The following is a 12,060-nucleotide window of genomic DNA, read 5'->3' on the forward strand; positions in this document are numbered from 1 at the left end:
ATGGTCACAATAAGCCCTTCAATCTTCCGGCTTGCCGCACGAGCCCGCCCGACTCGACATTGGCCTCCGCGAAACCGCGGCAAGAAGAGAGCGCCTACGCATGCGGCCGCCTAGTGACGCAGGACGGGATATCCGTTCACGTAAATCCAATCGGTGGCGTTGGCGGGCACGTGGCACCCCTGGCAGTCGGTATGGTAGTCGGTCGAGGTGGTCTTGAGCGGCTTGTCCGCGTCGAACCACGACCATCCCCACCCGTCGCCCCACAACGGGTTGCCGGGGTGCGTTCCCTTGCTGTCTTTCACCATGACGAACCAGCCCTTGAGCTTGTCCGCGTGGCTTACTGTGCCGGTGGTCATCTCGTTCGTCGAGGTCGCGAAGACCTCTTTCACCAGAACGGCGCCGTCCGGGAAGTGCCCCGTCTTCCGGTAGGCGTCGATCGCCCCCGGGGATGCATAGACGGCGTGCATTTCCTTCGCGCCTTGGCCGCTGTCGGCGGCAATTGCCCAGCTCCCGAGCGCTTGGTAGAGGGTTCGGTAGTCCGCCGGCACGTGCAGGTGCCCGGCGGCGTCCACCACGTTCGCGGTCGGATCGGCCGGAGCCGCTCTGCTGATCTGAGCGAGCGCCGCCACGGTGCCGGCGACCAGCGAGACGGCGACAGCCAGCCCGACAGTCTTCGATAATTTCATGGCGGGTCTCCTTTGCTGCCCGCGCGCGGCACGGCGGCTCGGCGCAATGGCTTCAATCAATGTCGGGCCGGCCGCGCGTGCTCGGCCGGTCCAGCGGACCTGAGGATCGGACGGAGCCGACGAAATCGGAAATTCCCTTTGGACATGCATTCGATAGTCTTGGGGTATCATCGCCTAAAAGCGTTGCACGCGTGCGTGCCCTTCGTCTTTTACCGGGACTTGGAAGCGGCCTGACGCAGCGACGCCAGGATTTGCGCCGGCTCCTCCCGTATCGTGAAGTCGGGCTCGACGAACGCGCTGCGGATCCGGCCTTCAGCGTCAATCACGTAGGTCGCGGGAATGGGCAACATCCACACCGGTGATCCGTGCCGGGCGCCGAAGTCGAAGCCTAGCCCGGAATAATGCGCTTTGGTCTCATCCGGCACCCGGAACAGTACGCCATATGACATGGCAACGCCGTAGTCGACGTCGGAGAGCACCTTCAGGTCCAGGCCCAGGCCCCGCTTGAGCTGCCGCGGGAAGTCCCTCGTCTCGGGTGTCACGACTGCGAGGGTCGCGCCGACGCTCTCGAACTCATCCTTCGCGGCCTGGAGGGCGCGGAGCTCAGCGCTGCAGAACGGACACCAGCCGCCTCGGAAGAAGCTCAGGACGATGGGTCCGTTGCGGCGCAGCTGTTCGGAGGAGTGGAGACGGCCGTCGGCGTCCGGCAGGAGGAAGTCCGGCGCGTCGTCTCCGACCTTCAACGCTTGCGATGCCACGTCTTTATCGCGGAGCCAGCCCACGAGATGGTTGTGTGACTCCCAGTCCGCGGCGCTGAACGTCGTCAACAGCTCGGTGCGAATCCGGGCGAGTGTCCTGTCGGTCTGGTTTAGCATCGGTGGAGAGTCATCAGGCTGAGGATCGTTTGGCTGGAAGCGGTTGGCCGTCGGCGTGCGTGTCGTGGTCATGCGGGCGCGCTCGCCGGCTTCGGGAGCGTTGCGTGCGGCACGTCCTGGTCGGGGACTTCGAACGACCAGTCGCGAAGCCGCGCGACCTTGACGAAAGCGTCCAGTGCCGGGGAGTAGCGGCGCCCCTGCACAGCCAGTAGCCGCACCTCGCGCGAAACCGGATCGCCTTCGAGCGGGATGGTCTTGAGCGTCGGCAGGCGCGGCATGTGCTCGGGCGCGAGGATCACGCCGAAGCCGGCGGCGGCCATGTGCTGCAGGTGCAAGTCGTGACCGCTGCGGTAGCCGAATTGGAGCGGTTTCCCGGGGAAATACGATTGCTGGATCTTCGGGGCGACGTCGCAGTCGGCTCGTTCCAGCAAGATGGTCCCACGGAGGTCGTCGATACCGATCGAGGGACGATTGGCGAGGCGGTGTGTCGGCGCGAGAACCGCGACGTAGCGCTCCTCGAACAGCGACCATTCGTCGATCCGGGCAGGCATGTCCGGTACGTCCCCGATTATTGCGGCGTTGATCTCACCCTCAAGCAAGAGGTCGACGAGCTTCTCTGCCGCGCCCTCGCGCAGCTCGACGTGAAGTCCGGGGACGAACTTTGCGATCTCCGCGATCGGATCGAGGACGAGCGACGCCGAGATGGATGGAGCGAGGCCGATTTTCAGTGGCGCGACGTCCTTGCGCTGGAACTCCTGAGCTCGGCGACGCACCGCCTCTGCCGAGGCCAGTGTGCGCTCTAGCATCGGAAGGACTTCCTTTCCAAGATCGGTGAGCTGCGTCAGCTGGCGTTCGCGGTAAATCAACTGGCCGCCGAGTTCCTGCTCGAGCTTCTGCACCCCCTTGGTCAAGGCGGGCTGCGTCACATTGCACTGCTCTGCCGCGCGGGTGAAGTTGAGCGTGGACGCGACGGCGAGAAAGTAGCGAACTTGATGAAGCTCCATGGCTTGTTCTCCGTCAAGGTGCGGCTGGCTATACGGCGAGACGACGTGACAGGGCGCGCCGCAATCAATGGGGCATAGATGCAACTTGCATGCACGCGTTGGAACGGCCCGGGCTATTGATTTGGACGCACGGACACGTCTTCTGGAGTCTTTGGCGTTCATGGCCGCCATTTCATCCACGAGGCGCATCATGACAACCGGCGTGCGCAATGATAACGCTCGGCGGCGCTATAGTCGCATGAGCGCATCTCGATGAGGCGCGACACGGCCCGCCTTGACTCGAGCAATTCGGGGAAAGTGTCAGACTGATCGGGTGGCGGACCTAGTGCCCCGCCGAAGACTGCAACCATGCCAAGATAAATGCTATGTGGGTCGCCATCGGCAGAAACGATGAGTTTCACACGCCGTTCGTAGAGAACATCGATAAGTGAACAGAGGCGCTTAACATGATTCCGATGGCTGAACCTCGCGGGTAGACCCTCGATAATGACGGTATGAAACTTCCGAGCTATAGCGATGTAATCTACGGCAGCCATTGGGGCGAGGCACAAATCGCGAAAACTGAAGCGAGCGACGCCACAGGCTTGAAGAGGCACGCAGATCGTTCGACCGACTACGGACAATGTTAGCGGCTCGGGCGGGACATTATCGATGAGGCGAGCGAAGACACGATCAAGTTCGGCCTTAGAATTCGCATTCGCTGGCGTATACCAGCTTCCAACCTCCTCCCGTTTTTCTAAACGAAAGTCGGTTCGGGCGTCGAGATTCACGACATCAACATGCGTCTTCAAAAATGCGACAAAGGGCAAGAACAATTCTCGATAAATACCGCCCTCATAAAGGTGGTCCGGATCGGCATTAGAGGTCGCGACTAGAACCACGCCTTGAGAAAGCAATTCAGTTAGGACGCGTCCGAGCATCATGGCGTCTGCAATGTCCGTAACGGCAAGCTCATGGAAGCAAAGAAGTCTTGCTTCAGCCGCGAATGCTCGAATCGCATGTGAGAGCGGATCATCATCGCTCATACGGCGATTTTGCATCTTCTCGCGAGCCTTCCGAAGGCGGTCGTGCACATCCATCATGAACTCGTGAGAATGTATCCGACGCTTGTGTTCCAGTGGGACGCTCTCGAAAAAAAGATCCATGAGCATCGTCTTGCCCCGGCCGACTCCGCCGTAAATGTAAATTCCGCGCCCCTTTTTGTCGCAGATGACTCCTTGATCGAGAAGCTTGGTCAAACCAAAGCGGCTCTGTTCGATGTTCGTGAGCCGTTGTGCCAATGCATTGAGCTCGGCCACCACCCCCTCTTGAGCCGGATCGCGCTCAATGGCTCCACTTGCAACGAGAGCGTCATAGCGCCCGGCGATGGTGGCGGGGCCTGATGGAACGGAGGGGCTTGCGATCTGGGGCATCGCCATCTGCCTCAGAAGAGGAATGGATGAAGGGCGAGTTCAAGGCCAAGAACGGCGATGAAGATCAGGAACCAGCGCCGAAAAGTTGCGGCGCTTATGCGCTCACGGACCATTGTTCCGACCTGCATGCCCAGCAACGCGGGAATGACCGCGAGGGCGGACAAGGGAATATTTCCAAGATGGAAAGCTCCGCCACGAGCCAGGCCCGCTGCAAGTGCAATTGTTGACACCGTGAACGACAGCCCCAGGGCCTGGATAAGATCGTCTTTGGAAAGGCCGAGGGCCTGAAGATAGGGAACGGCGGGAAGTGTGAAAATTCCGGTTCCTCCGTTGATCAACCCGGTTGTCAACCCAATGACAGGCGCCAGTAGACGCTCGAAGCGCGCAGGAACCGACAATGGCTTCGCAAACAAGCCGTGCACCGCATAGACAATCAGAGCGGCGCCCAATCCAACACTTGCGAATACCGTATTGGCGCTCGTCAGAAGCCATGAGCCGGCGAGCGTGCCAGCCATGATGCCGAGCATCATCACCCAAAGCCTTTTCATCAGGGCCAGGAAATTCGGCCCCGTGAACAGTTGCCAAAAATTGGTGACAAAGGATGGAATGACCAGCAGCGAAGCGGCGCTGACTGGCGGCATGATCGCACTGAGGACACCCATAGCCACGGTCGGCAGACCCATGCCGGCCACGCCCTTGACGAACCCGGCGACGAAAAACGTCAGCGCGATAACTAGAACATGCGACGAAAGATAATTACTCATTTTGGCTCACTCGGATCGGGCCTTATTGAGGTTGAAGACTTCGCATAGGCCGATGGCATCCGCGCACATATGGCTTGATGGCTCGGCGAGCAACTCTCGCTCTCACCAAGGCGCCACTCCCCAACCCATTGTGTTATCGTCAAAAATCTTCAAACATGGCTTCGCATGGTGTAAAGTACGCACACCGGCCGAACGCCGCAATTGGTCATTTCCGATGGGTGGTTTCGGCAGAGCCGAAGGAAAAGAATTGCGCTTCGATTTGACGGATATGCGGTTGTTCTTGACCGTGGTGGAGCAAGGCAGCCTCACCAAGGGCTCAGAGACCATGAACTTGGCGCTCGCTTCCGTGAGCGAACGGATTTCCGGAATGGAATCTTCGCTTGGCGCGCAGCTCCTAGAACGAAATAGGCGGGGGGTCACTACGACTGCGGCCGGTGACGCCCTGGTTCGCCATGCCCGTTTGATCCTGGACCAAGTGGAGCAGATGCGTGGAGAACTGCGCACCTACGGTACTGGCCTAAGGGGCCGCATCAGGCTCTTGTCCAACACGGCTGGTCTGGCTGCTTTCCTACCGTACCAACTCGGCCGCTTCTTGGTTGCTTATCCGGATCTCTCAATCGATCTCAATGAACGGCCAAGCACCGAAATTGCCCTGGCCATCGCTGAAGGCCGTGCTGATCTAGGAGTTGTAGCCGACATCGCTGATTTGGCAGCGTTGCAGACGCGCATGATTGCGCAGGACCAGCTCGTCGTTGTGGTGAGCGCAACGCATCGCATCAGCGATCAACGATCGGTAGCTTTTGCGGAGATCGTGGGTGAGCCGTTCGTCGGCCTGTCCGACGCTGCGCTGGAAGCTCATTTGGGAGAACGTGCTGCCCGCCTGGGTCGCCAGATTTACTACCGCATTCAACTCAGACGGATTGAGCACATCGCAATGTTGGTTGAGTCCGGTGTTGGGATCGCCATTTTATCGGAAGCTTCCGCTAAAGATTTGAGGCACCTCGGCTTGGCGATTGTACCGCTGCAAGACTCCTGGGCGCTTAGGCAGCTTCATCTTTGTGCGCGTGATTTTTCTGCGCTCACGCCGCACGCCAGCTTGCTCGCGCAACAGCTCATGGAGCCGAAGGTCGTTATCCCTTAAGCGCCATGGCCGGAGCAGTTGTCCAGCCATCACAAGAATTGCCGATTCTTCCGTCATTCGCGCCGCTCCTCGCCATTATCTCTCACCTACACGAGGAAGCCATGATGCGCCTTCGATAGCCGGTGGCCGGCGAAAAGATGGCAACAATCCATGTGGGAGGGCAGAACCACTCGCCCTCCCGGGCAGAGTTCAGATCGAGCCAGCCGGCTCAACGGCGGGATAGTCCTTCTCAGGATCGAACACGTTGTTGAAAAAGTTCGTCAGGGAGTATACGGCCACCAGCGCTACGATCTCCATGACGTTCGCGTCCGTGTAGCCGGCATCGCGGACAGCTTTCACATCGGCGTCACTGACCTTGCCGCGGGTTTCGATGACTTTGCGCGCAAACTGGACGGCAGCGTCCCGCTTCGGGTCGTTGGCATGGCCTTTCCGAGCGAGAATGATTTCATCGGTCGACATCTTCGCATGCTTGGCCCCAAAGGTGTGAACCGCCAGGCAGTAGTTGCAGCCATTCACTTCGGAGACAGCGAGGCTGATGCTCTCGCGCGTCTTCAGGTCGAGCGCCTTGCTCAAAGAGCCGCGCAGGGTGGCCCATGAGTTGAACGCGATCGGACTCAGTGCGAAGATCGCCAACATATTTGGGGTGAACCCGATGTTCTTGGTGAACGCATCGAGGGTCGGTTTCGAATCGGCCGGCACCTGTTCCGGGTTTGGCACTGCGGTTCTGGGCATAGTAGTCTCCTTAGGTTTCTGGTTTCACTAATAGAGTCTCCTCCACGGCTGTGCCTGGACAACGCAGAGTCGAATCCGCAGCAGGCCGGCCCTTCCCGACGGAGCGGTGTCAGGCGTGGAGGGTCTCGCCGCCCTTGGCATCTGCGTAGTACTGAGGCGCCTCGCGACGGTCGTATTTCCCGTAGTCGCGCACGATCCGCACTTTCCGCACCCTCGCCTTCTCATTCGGCACGGAAGCGTCCTCGTAGGCCTGCGCCGCGGCGGCGTCCTTCCAGGATATGAGCAGAATCAGATCGCCGGGCGTGAGCACGGCGTCGAAGATGTCCCAGGACGTGCTGTCGGCCGCCCACGGGTTCAGGCCGAGCCACTCAGCGCAGTCGTACGGGTTGTTGGTCTGCTTCCATTCCGCAGGGCGCGTCGCGTTGATCAGCGTGACCGTCGTTCCGTCCCCGACTTCGGTCTCGTCGAGCCGCTGCTCCGTGAGGGCGTACCCCGCCGGCACCTGATTATCGGCTGTGATCTGGCCGACGCGCAGGTGGTAGTCCGCGAGGATTTCGTCGCGGCCCTTCTGCTGGACCTCCTGATGGCGCATGCGGGTGCGCCAGCGCACGAGCGACTTCTCGTCCCGCCAGTTCGAAAGCGAAAGGATCCAGCACTCGCGGGTCAGGCTCTTGTAGCGGATGTTATCAACGAAGCCCTCTTCCTGCTCCAACTCGGGGCGCAGCATCTTGGCGTTGTCGAGGTAGTCATCCCAGTTCCCTTTATTGGGGAGGACCTCGAAAATCACTGAAAACATGATCGTATCTCGTTCCTAGAGTGTGCGACGTAGTCGATCTCGATGTCGAAGTGCCACGCCAGACGTGCCGTCTTAGGCGCGTTGGCGCACCTCACCACTACCGCAGCGATGCGCTTGTTGGTCTGAAGCCGGGAGACCGTTGGGCGCAACCGGGCACGCGTGTGGAATCAATCATCTGGCGCGAGCGCGAGCGGCCGGCGCCCCAGCCCGCGCGGCCGCACGGTCACGAACGCTGCGCGCCGCGGTCTCCGCCCTAGGGAAACGTCAGGCCGAAAGCGGCCGGATCGGGCTGCTCGCCTTTCCGTGGTACCAAGAAGCGTTCCAGCCCACCCGGCACGAAGCTGAGCAGCAGTGTCGCCTGGTCGCCGACCACCTCGATCGTATGCGGCACGCCGCGGGGAAGAGCCGCGTAGGCGCCCGGCCCCACCTCGATACGGGCATCGCCGACCCGCGCGATTAGCTTCCCCTGCACCACGTAGATCAGCTCGTCCTCGCGCGAGTGGGTGTGCAGCGATGGCTCCTCCCCCGCCCTCACGGTCCACAGGACGGTGCCATATTCGCCTCCGGACTGGTTGCTCTCCACTTTCATCTCGACGCTCGAGCCCCCGCTCGAGGTCACCGTCTCGCCGCCGTGCGGCGCTGTGAGAACCGGCTGCTTCACTGACATTTGTAGCCTCCTGATTGTGGACCCTTGTTCGGGTGTCGGAGTGGCGGCGAAAGGTTGCCGCTCACGCACGTCAGCATGGGATTGCGCGCGGCGAATGGGAAATGACGTCACGACATGAAGTCGATAGCCGCGCGTTATGATGGCCCTAGGCACGTGAGCATCTCTTCGCGGTCGCCGAGAGTTCCGCTCGGGCGAGTGCTCGCAGACCGAAGCGTCGCACTCCCGCCGCAGCGGTGCCAGGCGTCTATCAGCCATTCCCGATAACGGTTGGCTATCGACTCCATGGCGAGAGGTGATTTTCCTTTCGACCGTCATGAACTCAATTTTCGACCTATGTCGCCCGCCCTCGTGTGCGGGTCGAAGTCGGCGTTCCGTTGAACGATCGCAAGCCAGGAGGTCCGACATGCAGATCAAAGAGACACCCCACGTTTCCTTCCGCGGCGTGGTCGAGAGCCCTCTGCTGGAGGATGTCGTCGTGCTCGCGGACAGCGCTGGCGTCGCGCTTGGAGTACAGCGGGCATTCGGCGCGAGGGTGCGGAGCGTCCGCGATGACGGCAGCGGCCTCACCGCGTCCAGGTGCGTGGAAATTCCGCTCGTCGGGCGCGACGGCGAGATCTCCGGGGTCCTGTGCCGGACCGCCCCACGGTCCGACGCGCGCGGCGTGTTCTCCTCCCGCGGGCCGGAGGGGGCGAGGGCGATCGGGGACGTGGCGCAGTTGGTGGTCCACGACATCAACAACCTTCTCGCTGTGATCGGCAGCGGCCTGCGGCTGCTCGAGTGCCAGAGCGACGCCGCATACCGAAAGGCCATCGTCGGCAAAATGCAGGAGGCGATCACGCGGGGCGCGTTGCTCAGCCGGCAGCTCCTCGACGCTGCGCGACCGCGCCCCAAGTCGATCGACGGGTTTGTCGCAGGCAGTCACCTCGCAGCGATGGCGGGCACGCTTGACCGGGCGTTGCGTCCTGACATCACAGTCCGCACCGAGATCGCTCCTGACTTATGGGCCTTCAATGCCGACGCGGAAGAGCTGTACTTCGCTTTGCTGAACCTCTGCCGAAACTCGGCCGATGCTATGCCGGACGGCGGCGTGATCACCGTCGCGGGGCGGAACGTCGAACCTTCCTCTGGCGCGGTCCGGCGATTTGTCGAGATCGTCGTCGCCGACGACGGGGAGGGCATGCCCGAGGAAGTCCTCTCGCAGGTCTTCACCCCGTACTTCACGACAAAACCCGTAGGAAGCGGCACCGGCCTCGGGCTCCTCCAGGTCCAGCGTTTCGCTGAAGGACGAAGCGGCGCGGTCAGTATAGAGAGCGAGCGGGGTGTCGGCACGCTGGTGCGTCTCTTCCTCCCGCGCGCGCACGCAGCTGGGCTCCCCAGCAGCATCGTCGGCACGGAGATCGCGTACACGTCGTCACCCAACGGCGGCGTATTCCACGTCATCAACCCAGCGACGGCTGCGCCGACGTCGTAGCCGGCGCGAACACCTGGAGACCTGTTCAGCGATGGAGCTCAGGATCCCGCCGGGCCGCCTCGACCGTCCGGTCGGCCACGAGACGGACCACGTGCTCGGCCCCACAGATGCCGAGATCACGCTCGTCGAGTACGGCAGCTACGCGTGCTCGCACTGCAGGGCTGCCAACGAGCGCATCGCGCAAGCACGCGACCAATTTGGCGACCGCGTCTGCTACGCCTTCCGCCACAGGCCGCTCATGGACAACAGCCTTGCGTTTCGGGCCGCCGAGCTCGCTGAGCTTGCCCGGACGCCCGAGGCGTTCTGGTCGGCGCACATCAAGCTGATGACGAGATCGATGCAGCTCACAGAGGACAACCTCGTCGCGGTGGCCGCCGACCTCGGCGTGAACGCCGACTTCGCGCCCGGCGACAGCGACGCCGTGCGGCGCGCGAGGGCGAGGGTGGAGGCGGATGTTGCAAGCTCCCGCGCAAGCGGCGTGAGGTTCACGCCGACCTTCTACATCAACCGCCGGCGCTACGACGGGCCCTGGGACGAGAGCTCTCTCGTCGATGCGATGCTTGGCACGCTCGGCCACCGCGTCCGTACGGCTGCCCTGAACTTCGCGAGCTGGGGCCCGTCCGCCGGTAGTTTGCTGGTCCTCTCGACCGTGGCGGCGATCGTCTTGACGAACTCGCCGATCCGGCCGGCGCTCTGGCGCCAGGAACTCGGCGTGAGCTTGGGCGACGCGGCCTTTCGGATGTCCATCCTCCATTGGGTCAACGACGGCCTGCTGACGGTGTTCTTCCTCGTGGTGGGATTGGAAGTGAAGCGTGAGATGACGGTCGGCCACCTCGCAAGCCGCCCCTCCGCCGCGCTTCCGATCGCGGCCGCGCTCGGCGGCATGGTCGTGCCGGCGCTTCTCTATGCGCTGGTCATCCCTGCGGGGTCGTGGTCGCACGGGTGGGGCGTTCCGATGGCGACCGACACCGCGTTCGCGATTGCCTTGATCGCCGTGATGGGCGCTCGCGTCCCGATCGAGCTGCGCATCTTCCTCACCGCGGCGGCCATCGTCGACGACATCGGTGCGATCGTCGTCGTCGCTGTGTTCTACTCCGGTGAGATCCATCCGGGCTACCTGGCCGCGGCTGCGGCAATGGTCGTTGCACTGATGCTGCTGAGCCGATCGAGGATCTACCTGCTTTCGCCCTACATCCTGTTGGGCGTCGCGTTGTGGATGTTCGTCTCCGCGGGCGGCCTCCACGCTACGCTGGCCGGCGTGGTACTGGCGCTGTTCATTCCGACGCGGCCGCCCGCCAACCTGGCCGCCCTGATGACGCAGGCCAGCACCATCATCGCCTCCGAAGCCCGGCACGACGGTGAGGTTCTCAGGCACGGCCCCTCCATCCCGGCGCTGCACGCGCTCGACGCAATCTATGACAGACTTGAATCGCCCGCCGACCGGCTGCTGCGACACGCGGGCGCGCGGTCGAGCTACGCTGTCCACCCGATCTTCGCACTGGCGAATGCGGGCGTGGCAATCAATCCGGGCGTCTTTGTTGGGCATGGCTGGCTCGTGGCCGCGATCGTCGCTGGCCTCGCCATCGGAAAGCCGCTCGGCGTCTTCCTCGCGGCCGCCGCGGCCGTGCGCGCGGGCATAGCCGTCAAGCCAGCGGGGTACACGTGGCGGCAGTTGGCCGGGGCGGGAGCCTTCGCCGGCATCGGCTTCACGATGTCGCTCTTCATCGCCGGCCAGGCGTTTCCAAGGGCCGCGGACTTCTCGGCCGCCAAAATTGCCGTGTCCGCCGCGTCGATTCTTTCGGCCGTCGTCGGGATTGCCCTGCTCTGGGGAGCATCGCGCCAGGAACTGATCGAAGAGGCGCCGCAGAGCGCCGGCATGCAAGTATCATAGGCCGCCGGTGTTTATGCGGATCGTGAACGGAGGGCTTTCGATGATTCTACCTACCGGTACGACAGTAGCAGTCGCTGACGGCGAGACGATGCGCCTGTTCCACAATACAGGCGTGAAGCCTGGGGTGCACTTGGTCGAGATTACGGCGGCTCCGCCGGCGCCCGCCCACTCAGGCTCGGGTGCGCGCCATCACACCGGCCCTGCCAACCCCGATGGCAGGCGGCTCGTCGAGCACGACTTCGCGGCAGCGACGGCCGCGTTTCTGAACAAGCTCAGCCTGGACGGGACCATAGAACACCTGGTCGTTGTGTCCGATCCCAGGACACTGGGGGAGATGCGCAAGCACTACCACCGCGACCTAAGAGGCAAGATAATAGGCGAGATCGCGAAGGACTTCAGCCGACGTCCGCTCGACGACATCGCCTCACTGATCGCCGACGCCTGACGCGCCCCTGGAAACGGTTGCCGGCGCAAGCCTGTCCAGTCATAACCTGCGCGAATACCCGGTCCAAAGATTCCCGCGAAGCGGATGCGGGCGGCGATCGCGAAGTCGGACGTAGGCATGGATCGTCTCGACGCCGATCTACAAACCCACGCTGGCGAAATCACTAAGCTCCTGGG

12 protein-coding genes are annotated in these 12,060 nt (G+C 62.6%); 4 read left to right on the plus strand and 8 right to left on the minus strand.

Translation table 11 applies throughout. The features are described from left to right. Positions 1-110: 110 nt before the first annotated feature. The 5 genes from ABIC09_RS15615 to ABIC09_RS15635 all read right to left on the minus strand — a co-directional run bounded on the left by ABIC09_RS15615 (position 111) and on the right by ABIC09_RS15635 (position 4,741). Positions 111-686 carry a cytochrome P460 family protein gene (locus ABIC09_RS15615; RefSeq protein WP_354109805.1) on the minus strand — a complete coding sequence of 192 codons (576 nt, stop codon included), beginning with the start codon at positions 684-686 and terminating at the stop codon, positions 111-113. A gap of 209 nt (positions 687-895) precedes the next feature. Beyond that, on the minus strand, positions 896-1,633 hold the full coding sequence (locus tag ABIC09_RS15620; RefSeq protein ID WP_354109806.1) for a peroxiredoxin-like family protein: 738 nt from the start codon (positions 1,631-1,633) through the stop codon (positions 896-898). Further along, a complete protein-coding gene (locus ABIC09_RS15625; RefSeq protein WP_354109807.1) occupies positions 1,630-2,565 on the minus strand; it encodes a LysR family transcriptional regulator in 936 nt (311 codons plus the stop codon). Before ABIC09_RS15625 ends, ABIC09_RS15620 begins: the two co-directional genes overlap by 4 nt. 188 nt (positions 2,566-2,753) lie before the next feature. Continuing rightward, positions 2,754-3,977: a cell division protein ZapE gene (gene zapE / locus ABIC09_RS15630; protein ID WP_354109808.1), complete on the minus strand. Its 1,224-nt coding sequence runs from the start codon at positions 3,975-3,977 to the stop codon at positions 2,754-2,756. An 11-nt stretch (positions 3,978-3,988) separates the two neighbouring features. After that, positions 3,989-4,741 carry a sulfite exporter TauE/SafE family protein gene (locus ABIC09_RS15635; protein WP_354109809.1) on the minus strand — a complete coding sequence of 251 codons (753 nt, stop codon included), beginning with the start codon at positions 4,739-4,741 and terminating at the stop codon, positions 3,989-3,991. A 214-nt stretch (positions 4,742-4,955) separates the two neighbouring features. On the opposite strand from ABIC09_RS15635, the gene ABIC09_RS15640 reads away from it, so the two are divergent. Beyond that, positions 4,956-5,882 (plus strand): LysR family transcriptional regulator, encoded by a 927-nt coding sequence (locus tag ABIC09_RS15640; protein WP_354109810.1) that lies wholly within the window; start codon positions 4,956-4,958, stop codon positions 5,880-5,882. Between the two features lie 189 nt (positions 5,883-6,071). Here the strand turns inward: ABIC09_RS15640 and ABIC09_RS15645 are convergent, their stop codons facing one another. The 3 genes from ABIC09_RS15645 to ABIC09_RS15655 form a co-directional block, all read right to left on the minus strand. Beyond that, the gene (locus ABIC09_RS15645; RefSeq protein ID WP_354109811.1) at positions 6,072-6,614 is read right to left on the minus strand and encodes a carboxymuconolactone decarboxylase family protein; all 543 of its coding nucleotides are present in this window, start codon (positions 6,612-6,614) and stop codon (positions 6,072-6,074) included. Positions 6,615-6,723: 109 nt separating this feature from the next. Beyond that, on the minus strand, positions 6,724-7,410 hold the full coding sequence (locus tag ABIC09_RS15650) for an antibiotic biosynthesis monooxygenase family protein (protein WP_354109812.1): 687 nt from the start codon (positions 7,408-7,410) through the stop codon (positions 6,724-6,726). Between the two features lie 253 nt (positions 7,411-7,663). Next, a complete protein-coding gene (locus tag ABIC09_RS15655) occupies positions 7,664-8,077 on the minus strand; it encodes a cupin domain-containing protein (protein ID WP_354109813.1) in 414 nt (137 codons plus the stop codon). Positions 8,078-8,480: 403 nt separating this feature from the next. Here ABIC09_RS15655 and ABIC09_RS15660 point away from each other — a divergent pair, with 403 nt between their 5' ends. Genes ABIC09_RS15660 through ABIC09_RS15670 form a run of 3 tightly spaced genes read left to right on the plus strand, consistent with a single transcriptional unit; the run spans position 8,481 to position 11,884 of the window. After that, positions 8,481-9,548: a two-component system sensor histidine kinase NtrB gene (locus ABIC09_RS15660; protein ID WP_354109814.1), complete on the plus strand. Its 1,068-nt coding sequence runs from the start codon at positions 8,481-8,483 to the stop codon at positions 9,546-9,548. Between the two features lie 31 nt (positions 9,549-9,579). Further along, a complete protein-coding gene (gene nhaA / locus ABIC09_RS15665) occupies positions 9,580-11,439 on the plus strand; it encodes a Na+/H+ antiporter NhaA (protein ID WP_354109815.1) in 1,860 nt (619 codons plus the stop codon). 40 nt (positions 11,440-11,479) lie between these two features. Then, a complete protein-coding gene (locus tag ABIC09_RS15670; RefSeq protein WP_354109816.1) occupies positions 11,480-11,884 on the plus strand; it encodes a host attachment family protein in 405 nt (134 codons plus the stop codon). Positions 11,885-12,060: the final 176 nt, after the last annotated feature.

The sequence above is a fragment of the Bradyrhizobium sp. S3.12.5 genome (genome assembly GCF_040548225.1).
Classification (GTDB): domain Bacteria; phylum Pseudomonadota; class Alphaproteobacteria; order Rhizobiales; family Xanthobacteraceae; genus Bradyrhizobium; species Bradyrhizobium cytisi.

Coding starts and splice junctions, on each gene's coding strand:
- ABIC09_RS15615 (WP_354109805.1), bottom strand. CDS start 686: ATGAAATTATCGAAGACTGTCGGGCTGGCTGTCGCCGTCTCGCTGGTC.
- ABIC09_RS15620 (WP_354109806.1), bottom strand. CDS start 1,633: ATGACCACGACACGCACGCCGACGGCCAACCGCTTCCAGCCAAACGAT.
- ABIC09_RS15625 (WP_354109807.1), bottom strand. CDS start 2,565: ATGGAGCTTCATCAAGTTCGCTACTTTCTCGCCGTCGCGTCCACGCTC.
- zapE (WP_354109808.1), bottom strand. CDS start 3,977: ATGCCCCAGATCGCAAGCCCCTCCGTTCCATCAGGCCCCGCCACCATC.
- ABIC09_RS15635 (WP_354109809.1), bottom strand. CDS start 4,741: ATGAGTAATTATCTTTCGTCGCATGTTCTAGTTATCGCGCTGACGTTT.
- ABIC09_RS15640 (WP_354109810.1), top strand. CDS start 4,956: ATGGGTGGTTTCGGCAGAGCCGAAGGAAAAGAATTGCGCTTCGATTTG.
- ABIC09_RS15645 (WP_354109811.1), bottom strand. CDS start 6,614: ATGCCCAGAACCGCAGTGCCAAACCCGGAACAGGTGCCGGCCGATTCG.
- ABIC09_RS15650 (WP_354109812.1), bottom strand. CDS start 7,410: ATGTTTTCAGTGATTTTCGAGGTCCTCCCCAATAAAGGGAACTGGGAT.
- ABIC09_RS15655 (WP_354109813.1), bottom strand. CDS start 8,077: ATGTCAGTGAAGCAGCCGGTTCTCACAGCGCCGCACGGCGGCGAGACG.
- ABIC09_RS15660 (WP_354109814.1), top strand. CDS start 8,481: ATGCAGATCAAAGAGACACCCCACGTTTCCTTCCGCGGCGTGGTCGAG.
- nhaA (WP_354109815.1), top strand. CDS start 9,580: ATGGAGCTCAGGATCCCGCCGGGCCGCCTCGACCGTCCGGTCGGCCAC.
- ABIC09_RS15670 (WP_354109816.1), top strand. CDS start 11,480: ATGATTCTACCTACCGGTACGACAGTAGCAGTCGCTGACGGCGAGACG.